Annotated in this window: 13 protein-coding genes; 7 read left to right on the forward strand and 6 right to left on the reverse strand. The window is 68.7% G+C overall.

Going from position 1 to position 18,937, the window contains the following annotated elements:
- Window positions 1-32: 32 nt before the first annotated feature.
- From ACIRG5_RS11575 to ACIRG5_RS11585, 3 genes are all read right to left on the reverse strand, one after another.
- A complete protein-coding gene (locus tag ACIRG5_RS11575) occupies window positions 33-1,937 on the reverse strand; it encodes a glycosyltransferase (RefSeq protein ID WP_402903628.1) in 1,905 nt (634 codons plus the stop codon).
- Window positions 1,938-2,106: 169 nt separating this feature from the next.
- Window positions 2,107-3,291, reverse strand: a complete 1,185-nt coding sequence (gene glf / locus ACIRG5_RS11580) for a UDP-galactopyranose mutase (RefSeq protein WP_402903631.1) — start codon at window positions 3,289-3,291, stop codon at window positions 2,107-2,109.
- Between the two features lie 147 nt (window positions 3,292-3,438).
- Window positions 3,439-4,344 carry an LLM class flavin-dependent oxidoreductase gene (locus ACIRG5_RS11585; RefSeq protein WP_402903634.1) on the reverse strand — a complete coding sequence of 302 codons (906 nt, stop codon included), beginning with the start codon at window positions 4,342-4,344 and terminating at the stop codon, window positions 3,439-3,441.
- 67 nt (window positions 4,345-4,411) lie between these two features.
- Here ACIRG5_RS11585 and ACIRG5_RS11590 point away from each other — a divergent pair, with 67 nt between their 5' ends.
- Window positions 4,412-5,215 carry an HAD family hydrolase gene (locus tag ACIRG5_RS11590; protein ID WP_402903637.1) on the forward strand — a complete coding sequence of 268 codons (804 nt, stop codon included), beginning with the start codon at window positions 4,412-4,414 and terminating at the stop codon, window positions 5,213-5,215.
- A 70-nt stretch (window positions 5,216-5,285) separates the two neighbouring features.
- Here ACIRG5_RS11590 and ACIRG5_RS11595 read toward each other — a convergent pair whose 3' ends face one another.
- Window positions 5,286-6,299, reverse strand: coding sequence for a lysylphosphatidylglycerol synthase domain-containing protein (locus tag ACIRG5_RS11595; protein ID WP_402903640.1), 1,014 nt, complete (start codon window positions 6,297-6,299; stop codon window positions 5,286-5,288).
- 227 nt (window positions 6,300-6,526) lie between these two features.
- Between ACIRG5_RS11595 and ACIRG5_RS11600 the strand changes: the two genes are divergently transcribed.
- Window positions 6,527-7,624 carry a DegT/DnrJ/EryC1/StrS family aminotransferase gene (locus ACIRG5_RS11600; protein ID WP_402903643.1) on the forward strand — a complete coding sequence of 366 codons (1,098 nt, stop codon included), beginning with the start codon at window positions 6,527-6,529 and terminating at the stop codon, window positions 7,622-7,624.
- Window positions 7,621-8,592: a Gfo/Idh/MocA family protein gene (locus ACIRG5_RS11605; protein WP_402903646.1), complete on the forward strand. Its 972-nt coding sequence runs from the start codon at window positions 7,621-7,623 to the stop codon at window positions 8,590-8,592. Before ACIRG5_RS11600 ends, ACIRG5_RS11605 begins: the two co-directional genes overlap by 4 nt.
- 143 nt (window positions 8,593-8,735) lie before the next feature.
- On the opposite strand, the gene ACIRG5_RS11610 is transcribed toward ACIRG5_RS11605, so the two are convergent.
- Complete coding sequence (locus ACIRG5_RS11610; RefSeq protein WP_402903649.1) at window positions 8,736-10,940, reverse strand: alpha-N-acetylglucosaminidase; 2,205 nt, start codon at window positions 10,938-10,940, stop codon at window positions 8,736-8,738.
- A 221-nt stretch (window positions 10,941-11,161) separates the two neighbouring features.
- Here ACIRG5_RS11610 and ACIRG5_RS11615 point away from each other — a divergent pair, with 221 nt between their 5' ends.
- Window positions 11,162-12,766: a hypothetical protein gene (locus tag ACIRG5_RS11615; protein ID WP_402903652.1), complete on the forward strand. Its 1,605-nt coding sequence runs from the start codon at window positions 11,162-11,164 to the stop codon at window positions 12,764-12,766.
- A 57-nt stretch (window positions 12,767-12,823) separates the two neighbouring features.
- On the opposite strand, the gene ACIRG5_RS11620 is transcribed toward ACIRG5_RS11615, so the two are convergent.
- Entirely contained in the window at window positions 12,824-14,950 is a 2,127-nt protein-coding gene (locus ACIRG5_RS11620; RefSeq protein WP_402903655.1) for a hypothetical protein, read from the reverse strand.
- Window positions 14,951-15,204: 254 nt separating this feature from the next.
- Here ACIRG5_RS11620 and ACIRG5_RS11625 point away from each other — a divergent pair, with 254 nt between their 5' ends.
- The 3 genes from ACIRG5_RS11625 to ACIRG5_RS11635 all read left to right on the forward strand — a co-directional run bounded on the left by ACIRG5_RS11625 (window position 15,205) and on the right by ACIRG5_RS11635 (window position 18,906).
- Window positions 15,205-15,951 carry a glycosyltransferase gene (locus ACIRG5_RS11625; RefSeq protein ID WP_402903657.1) on the forward strand — a complete coding sequence of 249 codons (747 nt, stop codon included), beginning with the start codon at window positions 15,205-15,207 and terminating at the stop codon, window positions 15,949-15,951.
- Window positions 15,952-16,056: 105 nt separating this feature from the next.
- Window positions 16,057-17,229, forward strand: coding sequence for an L-2-hydroxyglutarate oxidase (gene lhgO, locus ACIRG5_RS11630; RefSeq protein ID WP_402903660.1), 1,173 nt, complete (start codon window positions 16,057-16,059; stop codon window positions 17,227-17,229).
- A gap of 129 nt (window positions 17,230-17,358) precedes the next feature.
- Complete coding sequence (locus ACIRG5_RS11635) at window positions 17,359-18,906, forward strand: hypothetical protein (RefSeq protein ID WP_402903663.1); 1,548 nt, start codon at window positions 17,359-17,361, stop codon at window positions 18,904-18,906.
- Window positions 18,907-18,937: the final 31 nt, after the last annotated feature.

An 18,937-nucleotide genomic window follows, 5' to 3' on the forward strand; every position in this document is an offset into this window, starting at 1 on the left:
CGAAAGTTCGGGGGCCTTTTTCACAGACGTGATCAGCTGTTGTTCTCGAACACCTTGCGCCACGACTCGACCGAGGTCAGCTCGGGCAGCGCGTCGCGGTACACCTTCTGCATGCGCGGCCACTCGGCCGACAGGCGGCGGTAGTTGCGGACCGCGCGCTTCATCAGCTGGCGGAACTCCTTCGGGTCGCGCTTGCGGAACGCGACGCCGCTGCCGTCGGCGTTGGACACGGTGGCGCTGTCCAGGTTGCCGAGGAGGAACCAGCGGGCGTTGGACGCCGGCACGTTGATCTGCGGACGCTGCGTCGTGGCGGCCTGGGGCTCACGCAGGTTGTGCATGAGTGCCTTGGCCGCCTCGGACGCGATGGTGACCGGGTTCGTGGGCGGCGTCAGCATCTGCTCGGCGCGGACCATGTCGAACGTCGGCGCCGGGAACTCGCGGGCCGACGGAAGGACCTGGGCGTCCGAGTAGTTCTTGCGGAGCTCGCGGATCTCCGGCAGGGCCGTGCGCAGCGAGTCGAACAGCTTCGACGGGCCGGCCAGGAAGTCCTCGATCGCCTTCTGCTGGATGGCGACCGTCGAGTACTCCATGGACAGCAGGTGCCGCAGCGACAGCTTCAGGCCCTGCTTGAGCAGCGTGGACCGCACGTCGTACGGGCTGTGCAGCGCGGCGAGGACGAGCCGGTTGCGGGTGTGGAAGTACGCCTGCCAGTCGGTGGCGTCGTTCTTGTCCGTCCACGGCATGTGCCACACGGCCGAGCCGGGCAGCGAGACCGTCGGGTAGCCGCGCTCCAGGGCGCGCAGCGAGTACTCCGCGTCGTCCCACTTGATGAACAGCGGCAGCGGGTAGCCGGTGCGCTGCACGACCTCACGCGGGAACAGGCACATCCACCAGCCGTTGTAGGTGGAGTCGATGCGGGCGTGCAGTTCCTCGGTCTCGCGCAGCGACTCGGTGCCGAAGTCGTGGTCGGTGAGCGCGCCCGGCGCCGCGCGCCAGTAGCAGGTGCCCAGGTCGACGACCTCGCCCATGCTGTGCAGGCGGGAGCGGGCCTGGAGGTTCAGCATGTGCGAACCGACGATGACCGGCTGGGCGGCGGCGCGCGCGAACGCGTTCGAGCGCAGGACGGCGTCCGGCTCCAGGCGGATGTCGTCGTCCATCAGCATGATCTGGTCGGCGTCGGTGTGCTCGATCGCCTCGTACAGACCGCGGGTGAAGCCGCCGGAGCCACCGAGGTTGTCCTGCTCGATGATCTCCAGCTTGTCGCCGAGGGCCTTGACGGCCTCGTCGTAGCCGGGGGTGTCGCGCACCTTGACGGCGCCCTGGTCGGCGACGAAGACCTTCTTCAGCACCGCGAAGACGGCCGGGTCCTCACCGAGGGCGCGCAGCGCGATGACCGCGTCGACCGGGCGCATCGTCGTCATGCCGATGGCGACCGTCTGCGCCGGCAGCGGCTGCTCGGTGGTCCACGCGGCGTCGTCGATCTCCATCGTGGTGTCGTCGGTGAAGACGTCGAACCAGATCCAGCCGCCGTCCTCGAACGGCTTGAGCGACACCGTCAGCGCGACGTCGAACCACGCCTTCGGGCTGCGGATGACCTGACCGTCGAGGTGGATGGTGTCGCCGTTGGCCTTCGAGCGGTAGACGTCGATGCGACCGGCGCCGCGCACGCGCATGCGCAGCACGACGTCGTTGACGACCGTCCAGCGCTTCCAGTAGCTGGCGGGAAACGCGTTGAAGTACGAAGCGAACGACACCTTGGCCGAGGTCGGAACCGTCACCGCGCGGCGGCCCGAGACGTGGCTGTGCACGTTGGCCGGCTCGTCGAGGTAGAGCGGGCGCACGTCCAGCGGGTCCTCGTCCCGCGGCATGATCACCCGCTGCAGGACCTGGGTCGGGTCGATCTTGGTAATGCTTGCGGCTTTGGCCTGCTCGGTCACGTGCTTCCTCCGGCGAACCGAATTCGGGCGGTTCGGGTCAGCTTCATGGATGGCTACCGCCACAGAGAGTCGTGGCGCGGCGCGTCAAGCGCCCATAGTACTCATTGTCCAAAGACGAACGCCCGACCGCACAGGTTGTACGGCCGGGCGAAATGCGTCTAAACCGACATCAGTCGAGATCGCCGTTGATGGCGGAGCCCTCGGTCAGATGCGGCGCGATCTTGTTGTCGAACGCGCTGAGCGCGGCGCCGATCGCCATGTGCATGTCGAGGTACTTGTACGTACCCAGACGGCCGCCGAACAGCACGTTCTTCTCGGCGGCCTCCTTCTTCGCCAGCACGCGGTACCGCTCGAGCTTCTCGCGGTCCTCCGCGGTGTTGATCGGGTAGTACGGCTCGTCGTCCTTCTCCGCGGCACGGGAGAACTCGCGGACGATGACCGTCTTGTCCTTCGGGTAGTCCCGCTCCGGGTGGAAGTGGCGGAACTCGTGGATGCGGGTGAAGGGGACGTCCGCGTCGTTGTAGTTCATGACCGGCGTGCCCTGGTAGTCGCCCGTCTGGACGACCTCCTGCTCGAAGTCGAGCGTGCGCCAGCCGAGCCAGCCCTCGGAGTAGTCGAAGTAGCGGTCGACCGGACCGGTGTAGACGATCGGCGTGCCCGCCGGGATCTCGTCCTTCACGTCGAAGAAGTCCGTGTCGAGGCGGACCTCGATGTTCTCGTGCTCCGCCATCTTCTCGAGCCACGCGGTGTAGCCGTCGACCGGCAGGCCCTCGTAGGTGTCGTTGAAGTAGCGGTTGTCGAAGTTGTAGCGGACCGGGAGGCGGCTGATGACCGCGGCCGGCAGCTCCTTCGGGTCGGTCTGCCACTGCTTCGCGGTGTAGTCGCGGATGAAGGCCTCGTAGAGGGGGCGGCCGACCAGCGAGATCGCCTTCTCCTCGAGGTTCTTCGCGTCCTTGCTGTCGATCTCGGACGCCTGCTCCGCGACCCACGCGCGTGCCTCGTCCGGGGACAGGTACTTCCCGACGAACTGGGTGATCAGCCCGAGGCCCATGGGGAACTGGTACGCCGTGCCGTCGTGCATCGCGAAGACGCGGTGCTGGTAGCCGGTGAACTCGGTGAACTGGTTGCAGTACTCCCAGACCCTCTTGTTCGAGGTGTGGAAGAGGTGCGCACCGTAGCGGTGCACCTCGATTCCTGTCTCGGGCTCAGCCTCCGAGTACGCGTTGCCACCGATGTGGGAACGACGTTCCAGAACGAGCACCCGCTTGTTCAGCTGGGAGGCGGTGCGCTCGGCAACGGTCAGTCCGTAGAAACCGGAACCGACGACGATGAGGTCAAAACCAGCGAAGCTCACGAACGTGGAGGGTACCGGTGCCACACGACGCGGTCCCAACACCCCCTCCCCGAATCACACTGCCTTGATCAGGTAAAACGCATGCGGGAGGCCGTCTGGCCGAGTAGGACGGCCATGCCTGGTCATGCGGGCCCGAGTCCTCGGAAGTCAGCCCCGGGCCTCGAACTCCGCGAGGACGGGCAGGACGTCCCCAGCCACCTGCTCAAGCACGGTCTCGTGGCCGAAGTAGACGCCCTCGCTGCGTGGCCAGTGCACGATCAGGTCGGTGAATCCGAGCTCACGGGCCCGACCAGCCGCGTCCTGGAACGCCTCGACGCTCGACAGCGAGTAGACCGGCGCCGAGTCGAGGTTGAGGTACCGGTCGATGGTGCCGCTCGCCCGGTTGATCGACACGAGCTCGTCGTTGAACCGCCTGGCCACCTGCGCGACCCCGCGCCACCAGTCCTCGTAGCCGGGGTTCTCGAGCCGCCGCGAGCCGGTGGTGATCCAGCCGGTGCCGTACCGCGCGGCGATGTTCATGGCCTTCGGCCCGTCCGCGGCGACGACGAACGGCACCCGCGGCCGCTGCACGCAGCCGGGATGGCCGCGGGCCTCCTCTGCGGTGAAGTACTCGCCCTTCCAGGTCGTCCTGTCTCTGGTCAGCAGCAGGTCGAGCAGCTCGACGAACTCGGCGAACCGCTGGGTGCGCTGCCCGGCCATCAGCTCCTGCCCGCCGATCGCGGTCGTGTCGTACGAGCCGGTGCCGCCCGAGCCGAGGCCCAGGTTGAGCCGGCCGTCGGACAGGTCGTCGAGCGTGAGGACCTCGCGGGCGAACGGCACCGGATGCCGGAAGACGGGGGACGCGACGAGCGTGCCGAGCCGGATCCGGGAGGTCACCGCGGCGGCCGCCGCGAGGGTCGGCACGGCCGAGAACCACGGGCCGTCGACGAGCGTGCGCCACCCGAGGTGGTCGTACGTCCACGCGTGGGAGAAGCCGAGCTCCTCGGCAGCTCTCCACTTGGGTTCGGCCACCCACCACCGGTACTCGGGCAGGATCACCACGCCTACTCGCACGAACCGACCCTAGCGACGTGATCCGCAACTCGACGAATCCAGGCCGGGCATCAGCGAGGATGGACTCGTGGAGAAACCAGCACTGGTGGCGTCGGACGTGGACGGCACGATCCTCGGCACGAACGAGCGGGTGAGCGAGTACACGACACGGGCCGTGGGCAGGGTGCTGGCGGGCGGAACCCCGTTCATCCTGGTCAGCGGCCGTCCACCGCGCTGGATCCCGCGCATCGCGAACGCCATCGGTGCCACCGGGTACGCGGTCTGCGCGAACGGCGCGGTGCTCTACGACGTCGGCGCCGACCGCGTGATCTGGCAACGCGGCATCAGCCCTGTCCGGCTGAGCGACCTGGGCAAGGCCCTGAGCACGGCACTTCCAGGCAGCACGGTGGCCGCGGAACGGGTGGGCGCACGGGCGTCCGACGTCGAGACGTTCGTCGCGGAGGAGGCGTACCGGCACGCGTGGCCGGACAGCCACGACGTGGCTCCGCGGGCGGAGGTGCTGGGGCACACGGCGGTGAAGCTGCTGGTCAGGCACACGGGCATGACCAGTGCCGAGATGGCGGCCGCCGCGACGGCGGTGCTGGGCGACGAGTTCGCCATCACCTACTCGACCAACGCCGGGCTGATCGAGGTGTCCGAACGGAACGTGACCAAGGCAACGGGCCTGGCCGACGTGGCGGAGCGGCTGGGGGTGGCCGCCGCGAACGTGATCGCGTTCGGAGACATGCCGAACGACATCCCGCTGCTGCGGTGGGCCGGTCATGGCGTCGCCATGGCCAACGCGCACCACGAACTGCTGGCGGTGGCCGACGAGGTCACCGAATCGAACGACCGGGACGGCGTCGCCCAGGTCCTCGAGCGCTGGTTCTAGTGTCCTGAGCCGTGAGTCCGCGGGCAGCCGCCGCCCGCGAACTCACGATTCAGGGCATCGGCCCAGGTGCTCAGTCCTCGGCCGGGATCGGAGCCGGGACGCCGCGGCGCTTCTGCACGTACGCGACGAGCGCCGCCGCACCGGCCGCGGCCAGGTCGGCGATGGTGAACATCAGGCGCGAGACCAGCGCCAGCGCGATTGCCTGGCCCGCCGGCAGCACGGTCGCGACCGTGGCGGTGATGACCAGCTCGCGGGCGCCGAGGCCGGACGGCAGGAAGAAGGCCAGCAGACCAGCGGTCATCGACAGCGCCATGGCGCCGGCGGACAGGACGAGCGTGTCCAGGCGCGGGGAGCCGAGCGAGTCGACCAGCAGCCACAGGTGCACGCCGTAGCAGAGGTAGATCGCGACGGCCGCGCCCAGCGCCTTGAGGATCTTGGAACCGGTGAAGCGCTGCTCGAGCGGCCGCTTGCGCAGCACCTTCAGCACGAGGTTGACCGACCACGTCAGCAGACGCGGGTGCAGGAACGGCAGCCCGACCGCCAGCAGGAGGAACAGCCACAGCAACTGGTTCGATTCGGGGCGGCCGGACAGCATGACGGGCAGCGCGGCGAGGCCCGCGATCAGCGAGGCGAGGACGCCCATGCCGGTCGCGACCAGGCCGGCGGTGAAGCTGCGCGCGCGGTTGACGCCCGCCTCGCGGGCGAGCTCCATGGAGAGCAGGACGGCCCAGACCGCGCCGGGGATGTACTTGCCGAGCTGACCGACCAGGTAGAACTTCGACGCATCCAGGAATCGGACGGGAGCACCCAGATCGGACAGCACGATCTTCCAGACCAGCGGACCGAGGAAGATGCCGGCGAAGACGGCGACGAGCGACAGCGCGAGCGACTGCCACGGCAGCCCGACCAGCGTCGGGTAGACCTCGTCCCACTGGGAGTAGACCGAGTAGACGGCGGCGGCCAGCACGGCGACGATCAGCACCCGCTTCGCCCAGGCGATGACGACCGCCTTGCGCGTCTTGGCCGGGGCCTGAGGGGCGACCTGCGCGGCGTCGGTGTCAGCCACGTCGGGCTCGACGGTCATCGGTTCTCCGCTTCCTGCTTCGCTTCCCAGCGACGGGCCGGGCACGGCGGGCTGGGCGCCCATGAGGGTGTCGTACTTCCTACGACACGGATCCACAACGGACCCTGAAAAGGATCACTCCATCAGGCAGGTAGCCTGTGGTCCGCGCCTGGTCTGCACCTGGCAGTAACACCGGGGTAACTGTACCGGACGCATCCAACCGTCTCCGGAAGTGGAAAGTCTGCTGCATGATTCCGATTACCGTCGTCGACGTCCAGGACGCCGAGCCGCTCGTGCTGGAAGTGCTCCGCTCCGGTGTCATCGCACAGGGACCGATGGTCAAGCGGTTCGAGGATGCTTTCGCCTCCGTTGCGGGTGTGCCTCACGCGGTCGCCGTGAACAACGGCACGACCGCGCTGGTCGCGTCCATCCAGGCGCTCGACCTGAAGCCCGGTGATGAGGTCATCACCACGCCGTTCACCTTCGTGGCCACGCTGAACGCGATCCTCGAAGCCGGCGCCACCGCTCGGTTCGCCGACATCAGCGCGGTCGACTTCAACCTCGACCCGGAGAAGGTCGGCGGCGCGGTCACCGACCGCACCAAGGTCCTCATGCCGGTCCACCTGTACGGCCAGATGGCCGACATGGGCCGTCTCGTGCCGCTCGCGCAGCAGCACGGCCTGACGATCGTCGAGGACTCGGCGCAGGCGGTCGGCGCGACCTTCGAGGGCAAGCCCGCCGGCTCGTTCGGCATCGGCTGCTTCTCGCTGTACGCCACCAAGAACATCACCACCGCCGAGGGTGGCGTCATCACGACGTCGGACGACGCGCTGGCGGACAAGCTGCGCGTCATGCGCAATCAGGGCATGCGCGCCCGCTACCAGTACGAGATGGCGGGCCACAACTACCGCCTCACGGACCTGCACGCGGCGCTGGGCATCCCGCAGCTGGAGAAGCTGCAGCAGCTCACCGACGCGCGCCGGCGCAACGCCGAGGCGCTGTCCAAGGGCCTCGACGGCGTGACGGGTCTCACCGTCCCCGCCGTGCTGCCGGGCCGTGAGCACGTGTGGCACCAGTACACGATCCTGGTCGGCGACGACGCCCCGGTGACCCGCGACGAGCTCGCGGCGAAGCTCACCGAGAAGGGCATCGGCAACGGCATCTACTACCCGAAGCTCGTGTTCGACTACGACTGCTACCGGGACAACCCTCAGGTCATCGCCTCCGACGTGCCGGTCGCGCAGAAGGTCGCCGAGCAGGCGCTCTCGCTGCCGGTGCACCCGAAGCTGACCGACGCAGAGCTCGAGACCATCGTCTCGTCCGTCCGGGAGGTGTTCGGCGCGTGACCGCCCGTCCCAAGGTCGCCCTCGTCGGCGCCGGCACGATGGGCTCGCTGCACGCCCGCGTGCTGTCGCAGTCCGACCGCGTCGACTTCAAGTTCGTCGTGGAGCAGAACGCCCAGACCGGTCAGGCCATCGCCGACCGCTTCGGCATCGAGCACACCAGCTCGCTGGACGGGCTGAAGGACGTCGACGCCGTCGTCATCGCGGCCGCCACCGAGGCGCACTACGCCATCGCCAAGCAGGCACTGGAGCTCGGCAAGCCGCTGCTCATCGAGAAGCCGCTGGCCGCGACGTACGCGCAGTCCGAAGAGCTCGTCGCCGAGTCGGAGAAGCGCGGCCTGCCGCTCGTCTGCGGCTTCCTCGAGCGCTTCAACCCGGCGATCCTCACCGCAAAGCAGTTCGTGGGCGAGGTCGTGCAGATCAACGCGATGCGGCACTCGCCGTTCGTGCCGCGGATCAAGACCGGTGTCGCGGGCGACCTGCTCATCCACGACGTCGACCTCGCGATCCGCTTCGTGGGCAACGCCCCGGCCGCGGTGAAGGGCTCGTTCGGCTTCTTCCACAAGCAGTCGCAGGACAACGCCTCCGAGGACTCCGCGGACGCGACCATGTCGTTCGAGAGCGGTGCCCTCGCCACGATCTCGGCGTCGCGGATCAGCCAGCGAAAGGTGCGGCAGATCTCGGTGCTGGAGCTCGACCGCCTGATCGAGATCGACCTGCTGCGCCGGGACATCACGATCTACAAGCACGTGGCGGACTCGCCCGCGGCGGACGGCGTCGGCTACCAGTCGCAGACCGTCATCGAGCTGCCGACGATCCTGCAGAGCGCCGAGCCGCTGGCCGCGCAGCTGAACCACTTCCTGAACCTGCTCGAGCTGGGAGCCGGTTCGGACGAGGTGACGGCTGAGCGCAACGCGATCCTCCCGGCGCACAAGGTCGTGCACCACGCCACGGAGTCGGCTCTGGCCTGACGCCGTCGCAGTCGGAAGGGGTCACCGGCCTTTGTGGTCGGTGACCCCTTTTCGCGTTCCCGGCGAGGTGCCGGCTCTCCGTCAGGCATGTCGATCCGTCCACAACGGACACCTCGCGTGACGCCGCGGTGGACGGAGTACCGCTAGAGACCGAGCTCCTCGGCGATGCGCGTCGCCACCTCGTAGGTCGAGCCGAGGGGTGCGGTGGTGTACTCGTTCGTCTGCGCCGTGAACTCCCGCCCGTACGCGCACCAGTCGATGGTGGGCGGCTTTCCGGCATCCACGGTGCCGGCGAGCTCGGCGAAGTAGCGCTGCCACCTGGGCTGGTAGTAGCCGCCCATGAGGCCCTCCCAGTCGCGGTTGGCGTAGTCGCGCAGCACCCCGCACGCCTGCTCGGACCAGATGGTGATGATGCCGCGCGCGTCGCGTTCCAGCGCCGCCTTCTCGGCGTCGGTGCTCCCCTGTGCACGCGCCGAGCTCAGCCACGTGCCGAGCAACCAGTCGCGCTGGGTACCGAGCAGTTCGTCGGTACGCGTCATGTAGGCCAGGAACTCGTCGGTCGTGGTGTCCAGCACGGCGAGGTCCTTCGCGTCGTACGCCTCGGCGATCTCGACGAGCTTGGCGCGCCCGCGGTCGGCGAGCACCTGTCGTGCGACGTCGACCAGGTCGTACTTGTAGGTCTCCAGCTGCCGCACCGACGCGGGTGCCTGCAGGAGCTGGCGCAGAGCGGGCTCGAACTTCTCGGCCGGGTAGCGGGGCACCTTGGGACCCCAGTTCGACGCGGACGTCATGGTCAACGACGGCAGCGCGACGAACGGGCTCTCGTGAGGGCCCTCGCCGCTCTCGTGGTTGGTGGCGCGGAACGAATACGCGGTGTTCAGCAACGTCTTCCACGCCTCGCGCAGGTTGGGGTCGTCGACACCGTAACGGCGCTTCGCGTAGTCGGTGATCCACGAGTCCAGGTCCACCGGGTCGTCGCGCCACACCATCTCGCCGAACAGGTCCTGCACCACCGGGTTCAGGTGCGTGCCCTCCATGACCATCGCGGTGCCGACCAGGTCTCCGCGCACCTCGGGACCCGCCTTGCGGACCTCCGGCAACGTCCGTCCGGGTTCGAGCAGGTTGCCGAACGTCCCGAGCCTCCCGCCGAAGTTCTGGATCGTCCCCCATGCCCACGGCGCGCCCCAGAACTCGTCCTTGCGCTTCCACCCCGGACCGTCGTCGGCGTCGAGGTCGAGCACCAGCACCCGTCTGCGGTCGATCGCCTCGATCAGCTCACGCATCGGGTTGTCCTGCCACGCCTGAAGCACCCAGACGGCGTCGCGGTGCGCGGCCGTCAGGGCGTCCTGCACCGCGCGGCCCGCGTCGCCGAGGTCGACGCCGCCCAACTCGCCACCCTCGTGCAGGAGGTCGTTCGAGTAGTGCGTGGTGTCACCGAACCGGGCACTCTGCGTCTCGTAGAACCGGGCTGCGACCTTTCCGTACAGGGCATCGGTGGGGTCGAGCCAGTACGGCCGGGGATGGCCGGAGTAGCCGCCCTGCGGGATCACGTGCGCGTCCGGGTTGCGCTCGGCGAACACCTTGTCCGGCACGTGGCCGGAGAACGCCGGGAACACCGGCGAGATGCCGAGGTCGCGCATGCGGTCCGCGATCCGCCTGCCCAACGCGGCGCGTCGTTCGATCAGGTCCTGGCTCACCGGGCCCGCGTGCACACCGCCGTTGGGGTCGTAGCCGGATACCGAGCCATACCACTGCCACGGCTGCAGCGATGGCTGCGCGATCCACGCCCGCACCTCGGACTCGGACAGTCCGAACGACTGGAACGTGTCGTACCAGACGGCTTCCTGGCCGACGAGCACCAGTGCGCGGTTCACGCCGCTCGCCGCGAGGTAGTCGATCTCGCGCTCCCACTCGGCCCACGTCCAGTACGGCATCGTGTAGCCGAAAACCGTGAAGTTGTAGGCGTACCGGTCGGTGAGAGTGGTGCGCCTGTTGATGGGCTTCTCGGGAGCGGGCAACGTCTCCGGCAACGCGATCCTGTCGCCGTTGGTCGACAGGTGCCCGCCGGCCACGTACTTCAGCCACCACCCGAACCCGGAGACGAGTGCGACGTCGCTCGAACCGGACAACACCACGCGTCCGTCCTCACCGCCGATGCCGAACGAGTCCGCGAGGCCCGGTCGTGCCGGGAGGCGTTGGAGCTCGAACTGCGCGGCACGCCGTTCGTCACCGCCGAGCAGACGGGTGATCGCGGCGCGCGCGGACGGCGAGTCGGTCGGCTGGTGGTCGTCCGCCCTGTCCGACGACGTGACCACCAGGGCAGCAACCAGCGCAACAACCACGGCCACGACAACGGTTCTGCGCGGCACGCCCCGACCGATCTTCACACCCTCCCATCGCACACACCTGGTCTCGTATTACGCAGGACAGCGAATTTCCGGGTTTCACATTTGCGCTGCATTCGCCTGCAAATGCGCTGCAGACACTCTTGCAGCGGTTCTAGAGGCGCGGACACAACACTTCGCACCATTGGTTCTTCCAGCCACAAAATTCTTGGGGGACAAGGGTTATGAGCAAGAAGTTCGCCACGCACGTCACGGCGGCGCTGGCCGCACTGCTGGTCGGTACGGGAACGGCATCAGCGGCGCCGAGCGACCTGTCACCGCAGCAGGTCATGGCCGAGTTCCCGGCGATGCCCTGCGTCGCCGGCGGCCCGACCGCGGAGGACGCCGCACAGGCCACCGCGCTCAACGCCCTGCTGACCGCCAAGATGCGCGGAAGCATGACGGCCTACAACACCTCATGTGCCCGAGCCGTCGTGCAGGCGACCATTGCGCGGGGACTGCCGCTGCGAGCCGCCACGATCGCGCTCGCCACCACGATCGTCGAAACCAGCAACGCCAACCTCGACGGCGGTGACCGGGATTCGATCGGCCTGTTCCAGCAGCGCCCCAGCATGGGCTGGGGCACCAGGGAACAGTGCCTCGACCCCGTGTACGCGACGAACAAGTTCCTCGACTACATGGTCACGAACGTGCCGAACTGGCAGACCAGGCCGGTCGGCGACGTGGCCCAGGCGGTACAGCGGTCCGGGTTCCCCGAGCGCTACCAGCCCCAGGCCAACGACGCCGCGATCATCGCCGAGGCGCTGGTGCGCACGAACGAGTCGGCTTCGGTGGTGGTCGAGGCCAACGGTGCGATGCAGGTCTTCAACCGCGACCGCAACACCGGTCTGCTCGCCACGAACTGGCAGCAGGGACCCGGCCAGAACTGGGCCGGCTGGCACACCCCGCTGAACGTCCCCATGGTCGGCACCCCCTCGGCGTTGCTCGACCACCAGGGTCAGATGATCACGTTCTCCCGCCGCGGCGACGGACACCTCGTCCAGATGGCCCAGGACGGCCCCGACGGTGAGATCAAGACCTGGTGGGACCTCGGCGGCGACTTCGCCGGTGACCCCGTCGCGGTCAAGCAGCCCAACGGGAACAAGGTCGTGTTCCTCCGCGGCACGGATGGCCAGCTCTGGCACAAGTGGCAGAACACCCCGGACGGCGAGTTCCAGCCGTCCGCGCTCGTACACCCCGATCTGGGCGTCGTCACCGGCAGGCCGTCCGTCCTCGTCGACGAGAACAACCTGTTCACCGTGTTCACGGTGCGCGCGGACGGTCACCTGATCATGGCCGCCCAGCCGAGCAAGACCGCGGCCTGGGTGCAGTGGGACCTCGGCGGTGACTTCACGGGCGACCCCGCGGCGGTCCGCACCGCCGACGGCAAGTTCGTCGTCTTCGTCCGCGGCACCGACGGCAAGCTCTGGGTCAAGTGGCAGAACGAGAAGGGCGGCGTCTTCCCGGCCTCCGCACTCGTCAACCCCGGCTTCGGCCAGATCACCGGCGCACCCTCGGCAGTGATCAACCCCGACGGCTTCGTCCAGGTCTTCGCACGCCGCGCCGACGGACACCTCGCCAGCGCCTGGCAGAGCAGCACCAGCGGCGGCGTCTACCAGGGCTTCGACGACATCGGCGGCAACCTCACCAGCGACCCCGCGGTCGGCATGACGTCCGGCGGAGCCAAGGCGGTCTTCGCACGCTCCACCGACGGCTCGATCATCACCACCTGGCAGCCCAAGCCGGGCGATCCCTTCAACCGCACCTGGTCCTACCTGCTCAGCAACTGATCCGAACGGGAAACACCGCGGGCCGGTCAGTGACCGGCCCGCGGTGTTTCCCCGCAATCAGTCCGAAGTGGACACCCGGGACCTGCGCCGACTGGTGACGGCCAGGTACAGAGCGTGCAGCAACCCCAGCGCCAGGGCACCGACCAGCAACTTCCAGCCGAATCCGAGCCCCGGTGGCGAGAAGGCGAGGTCCACGGTGGACTCACCCGACGAGGCGGGGAGGTCGAGCTGGATCAACCCGGCGGGACCCTGCTCCACCTTCACGTCCTTGCCGTCCACAGTGGCCGTCCACCCCGGCCACGCGAGCGCGGCGAACAGCGCCTTGCCGGACCCGCGGTAGGTGACCCGCTCGCCCTCGAGCCCGGTGGAGGCCGCGGAGACCACCTGCAAGCCCGGTGACGCGTACGACAACCGCGACCCCGCGAACGGCAAGGGCGCGTCGCGCTTCAGCACCGTGACCACCGAGTTGCGCTCCTGCACCGACCACCCGGCGGGGACGCGATCAGGCCCGTTCTCCTCGACGTACCCGTTCGCGACCACGACGGTCTGCAGCCGGACGGCGTCGGCCAGCGGCGTGGAGAACGATCCGGCGTTCTTCCACAGCGCGTTGTAGGCGGCGGGGCAGGTGCCGCCGAAGTAGTTCATGCAGAACGTCTCGGAGAACGCGGAGTACCCGAGCCCGGTGTAGGAGTTGAGCGCGTCGACGCCCGCGATCTCCCACTGGGAGCCGAACAGCGCGTACTTCCACGACGTCTCCGGCGAGACCCCGCCGGCGTTCTTCTCGAGCGCCCCGAGGTCCGCCACCAGCAGGGTGTTGCCCTGGTAGCGGTCGTCGAAGTTCTTCTTCATCTCCGCCACGTTGTGCGGGAAGTTCCACGGGTTGACGTTCAGGTTGCCCCGGTAGTGCGCGACCTGCAGCCCCAGCGTGGCGGCCGTGCCGAAGGTGAGCACCAGCGCGACCAGCCTGGGCCTGGAGCGGGCCGCGTAGAGCACGGCGCCCAGCAGCACCAGCACCACGACCGCCGCCAGCCCGTGCCAGCGCCACGCCATCGGCGTCGAGGCCACGGACAGGTAGAAGCCGAGACCGACGAGGACGCCGGTCAGCACCGCGCGGACCCGCCACGCCGACGTCTGGAAGCCCTTGGTCAGCAGCAGCGCGACGACCACCGACAGCGGCAGGTAGACGTACTCGAGCAGGCGCGCGGGCCAGCGGAACAGCCACAGGTTCGACGGGCCGATGAGCAGCAGCAGGTAGATGCCCGCGAACACGTAGAGGCCGAGGTAGTCGCGCCAGCGGTCGCGCAGCACCGACCAGGCGAGCCACGGCACCAGCGGCACCACGAACCACGCCAGGTAGGTGATCGGGAAGCTGATCCAGCTGCCGGTCCAGGTGTTGAACTGCGCCTGGAACGTGGGGGCGCTCATGCCGAGCAGGTCGGCGAGGTTCGGCACCAGGAAGCCGTCGTTGCGGATCGAGTTGTCGGTGCGCCAGGTGACGGCGGCGCTGCCGAGCAGCGGGAAGAACACGACCAGCGACGAGGCGCCGACGAGGCCGCCGGTGACGACCAGGTGGCCGAGCTTGCGCCAGTTCTTGCGCACGGCGAGCTCGAGCGCGACGCCGAGCAGGATGAAGACGACACCGAGCGCGCCGTAGGGGTTGCCGACGGTCATCGCGAGGTAGCCGAAGACGAGCAGCCAGATCGGGTTCGACTTGCCGGTCGCGAAGCGGCGGGCGGCCCACCAGACCCACGGCAGCCAGGCGAACGCCATCAGGCCGGCGACCCAGGCCGAGGCGTCGAAGAAGAGCGTGTAGCCGGAGAACGGCAGGGCGGTCGCGACGACGGCGGCGGCACCGCGGTTGGCGCCGTACTCCCTGGCCAGCAGGTACACGCCGACGGCGAGCAGGATGAGGAACTCGGTCTTCACGAACGTCGCGGCCACGGCGACGTCCGGCAGCAGCGAGACGATCACGTAGTTGCCCAGCGACACCGGGTTCCACAGGCCGAGCATGGCCTCGCTGGCGTAGTTGCCGCCCATCCAGCTCTCGGGCATCAGCGTGGGCCAGTCGCCCTGGCGCAGCAGCTCACCGATGCGGTACCAGTGCGGGAGGAACGCGGCGGCCGAGTCGTCCCAGTAGTAGAAGATCCGGTTGCGGATCAGCGGCAGTTGGGCGACGATCGCCACGAATGCGACGATCCCCGTGACGGTGAGAACACCTGACCAGCGACTCCGCGTCCCCGGCCGCACGCCCTCTCCCGGGTCGGCAGACCCGGGATGATCAGCGGCTCTGGGTTCCGTGAGAGTCACAATCAAGATCCTTTCAGGTGCGGCACCGCTCCGGGCATGCCCGAGCCAATCGGCATTCTGGGGTCACGTTAAAGTTGCTCGCCGTTACGGTCGTGTAAGACCGCCCGGACACAGTCTGCCAGGGAGAAAACGTGGGAACACCAGAGCCCACCGATCGGCTCGAGCTCAGCTATGTCATCCCCGCGTACAACAGCTCGGACGCGATCGAGGCCACGCTCAAGGAGCTGGGTGACCGGCTTCAGGGGACCCACTCCGAAATCCTCGTGGTGGAGAACGGGTCGACCGACGGTTCGCCGGAACTGCTCGCCAAGCTGGAGCGCGACTGGCAGTTCGACGGCGTCGATCTGCGCGTGCTGCACTCGGAGAAGGGCCTCGGCCACGCGCTCAAGAAGGGCATCGGCTCCTCGCGCGGCTCGTCGGTCGTGCTGAGCGCGGACGATCTGCCGTTCGGTTTCGACGACCTCGACGAGGCGCAGAAGATCGGCCTGAACAAGCACAAGGTCATCATCGGTTCCAAGGCCCACCCGAAGTCGGACATGGACCGCACACTGCTGCGCGCGGTGCTGAGCAACGGCTTCCTCGTCCTGCGCTGGGTGATCCTCGGCATGAAGACCCGCGACCCGCAGGGCACCTTCGTGCTCGACGGCACGTGGGCGCGCGGTGTGGTCGGCAAGCTCACCGCGCCGGGCTTCCTGCTCACGACGGAGCTGGTCTACCTGGCCGAACTCGAGGGCAACCACCCCGTCGAGGTGCCGGTGAAGCTGCGCCGCATCCACACCGGCGCCGGAAGCACGATCCGCGTGTTCCACGACGCCTACTCGATGGGCATCGGCCTGTTCAAGATCCGCAAGCTGCACCGCAAGACGCACGGCCGCTGATCCCGCGCGATGCGCGCGTGCCTCGCCGGCACGTGCGCATCGTCTTGTCCGCGGTGCTCACCTGGCTATTCTCAGGCGACCGCCGGAGAACAGGGAGCGTGCCGAGTGCGTCAGGTGATCGTTGTCGGGGGCGGGATCGTGGGGCTCTCGGTCGCCCGTGAGCTGACGCTGCGCGGCGACGCGGTCACCGTCCTCGAGAAGGAGGGCGGCTGGGCCGGGCACCAGACCGGCCACAACAGCGGTGTGCTGCACGCCGGTCTGTACTACAAGCCCGGTTCGCTGAAGGCCCGCATGTCGGTGGCGGGCAACGCGTCCATGGCCCGGTACGCCGAGGACAACGGCATCCCCTTCGACATCTGCGGCAAGCTCGTCGTGGCCACCAGCGCCGAGGAGCTCCCCCGCCTGCACGCTCTCGCCTCGCGCGCGGAGGCGAACGGAGTACCGGCCAAGCTGATCACCGCGGCCGAGGCGCGCGAGTACGAGCCCGAGGTCTCCTGCGTCGCCGCGTTGCGCGTCGAGAGCACCGGCATCGTCGACTTCCCCGCGGTCTGCGCGTCGCTCGTCCGCGACCTCGACGGCCACGACCTGCGTCTGCACTCACCCGCCCTGGCCATCCGCACCCGCGGCCGCCGGGTCGAGGTGGCGACCCCGCAGGGAGTGGTCGGCGGCGACGCCCTGGTCAACTGCGCGGGCCTGCACAGCGACCGCGTCGCCCGGCTGGCCGGACTCCGGCCGGCCGCGACGATCGTCCCGTTCCGCGGCGAGTACTACGAGCTGCGCCCCGAACGCAGGCACCTGGTGCGCGGCCTGATCTACCCGGTCCCCGACCCCTCGCTGCCGTTCCTCGGCGTCCACCTCACCCGGATGATCGACGGCAGCGTGCACGCGGGCCCCAACGCCGTACTGGCGTTGCGCCGCGAGGGCTACCGGTGGCGTGACATCTCCCTCGCCGACGTGGCCGAGGTCGCCCGCTTCCCCGGTACCTGGAGGCTGGCCCGCCGGTTCGCGAGGACCGGTGTCGACGAGGTGCTGAGGTCGTTGTCCCGCAAGCGTTTCGCAGCCAGCCTCGCCCGGCTCGTGCCCGCCGTCGGTGAGGCCGACCTGGTGCGCGCGGAGGCGGGCGTGCGAGCGCAGGCCATGTTGCCGGACGGCTCGCTGGTCGACGACTTCCTCATCGAGTCCGCACCGCGCCAGATCCACGTCCTGAACGCGCCGTCCCCCGCCGCCACGGGTGCGCTGGAGATCGCGAAACACGTCGCCGATCTGATCCGGAAGTGATGTGCGGAGCCTCTGCAGTCGCCTCCAGACGGGTTGCAGATGGCTTGCAGATGGCTTGCAGTCCTAGCCCGGATCGTTTGTCCTGCCGGACGGAGAGTCCAGCGGAACGAACTCGATGGGGGCTACGAGATGAACGTCCGAACCACCGTGGTGGCGACCACAGCGATCTTCGCGGCGATCCTGGGGGCACAGGCGCCGGCCACCGCGGCTGAGCAGAGCAGCGACCTGCAGATCCTTCTGGCCTGCAGCACGTACGGGACGAACAAACCGATGACGCGCAGCGAGGTGATCAGCAGAGCCCAGTCGTGGATCGACGCGGGGGTCACCTACAACCAGGGCGGCTGCTACGGCAACCAGCACGGCGAGTACCGGATGGACTGCTCGGGGATGACGTCCATGGCGTGGGGACTCAGCTTCTCGCACACCACCTACACCCTCGACCAGGTCTCTCACGTCATCCCGCGCTCCGAGCTCAAGCCCGGTGACGCGCTGAACAAGTACGACGAGCACGTCGCGATCTTCGCGGGATGGGCGGACGCGGCGCGGACGCAGCCGATCATGCTGAACCACGGCGGAGATCCGGTCTACGCGCACCGCACCGTCTGGTCGGCCGAGTTCGCCGCCCGCTTCACGCCGATCCGCTACGACAACATCGTCGACGACGTCGTGACGGGGAACGAGGCCCCGTCCGTGGTGGTGGAGGGCAACGGGGCGGTGCAGGCCTTCGCCCGCGACACCAACACCGGCAAGCTCGTCACCTCGTGGCAGTCGGCCGCTGGCTCCAACTGGAGCGGCTGGACGAACCTGCCCACCAACGCGGTCGGCACGCCGTCCGCGCACCTGGACCACCTCGGTCAGATGAACGTCTTCACCCGCCGCGACGACGGCCACCTGATCCACCTGTGGCAGGACGGCCCGGACGGTGCCATCGACCGCGGTGCCGACCTCGGCGGTGACTTCTCCGGCGATCCGGTCGTGATCACCAAGTCGGACAACACGAAGGTCGTGTTCATCCGCGGCAAGGACGGCCAACTGTGGCACAAGTGGCAGACCACCCCGGGTGGTGTGTTCAGCGCCTCCGCTCTGGTCCGCAACGACTTCGGCACGATCATCGGCAAGCCGTCCGTCCTGGTCGACGCCGCGGGAAGGCTGACCGTCTTCGCCGTCCGCTCCGACAACCACCTGATCAACGCGTGGCAGACCGAGCCCGGCGGCGGGTTCACCATCGCCGACCTCGGCGGAGCGTTCGCCGGTGACCCTGTGGTGATCACCAAGTCGGACAACACGCAGGTCGTGTTCATCCGCGGCACGGACGGCCAACTGTGGCACAAGTGGCAGACCACCCCCGGTAGCGCGTTCAGCAACTCCGACCTGGTCCGCGGCGACTTCGGACAGGTCCTCGGCGCACCCGCCGTCCAGGTCTCCAACGACGCCATCCAGGTGTTCGCCCGCCGCGCCGACGGCCACCTGATCACCGCCTGGCAGTACACCTCGGGCGGCGCCTTCACCGGCGTCGACGACATCGGCGGCAACCTCAGCACCGACCCCGTCATCAGCAGGCAGGCCAACGGCACCAAGGCCGCCTACGCCCGCTTCACCGACGGCTCGATCATGACCACCTGGCAGAACACCGCCACTGACGCGTTCCGCAAGACCTGGTCCTATCTCAGCAAGTGAGAACGACGACAAGCGGCCGGCGCTGGGGGTG

It is taken from the genome of Lentzea sp. NPDC102401 (assembly GCF_044765805.1).
Lineage (GTDB): Bacteria > Actinomycetota > Actinomycetes > Mycobacteriales > Pseudonocardiaceae > Lentzea > Lentzea sokolovensis.

Coding starts and splice junctions, on each gene's coding strand:
- ACIRG5_RS11595 (WP_402903640.1), bottom strand. CDS start 6,299: ATGACCGTCGAGCCCGACGTGGCTGACACCGACGCCGCGCAGGTCGCC.
- ACIRG5_RS11600 (WP_402903643.1), top strand. CDS start 6,527: ATGATTCCGATTACCGTCGTCGACGTCCAGGACGCCGAGCCGCTCGTG.
- ACIRG5_RS11615 (WP_402903652.1), top strand. CDS start 11,162: ATGAGCAAGAAGTTCGCCACGCACGTCACGGCGGCGCTGGCCGCACTG.
- ACIRG5_RS11635 (WP_402903663.1), top strand. CDS start 17,359: ATGAACGTCCGAACCACCGTGGTGGCGACCACAGCGATCTTCGCGGCG.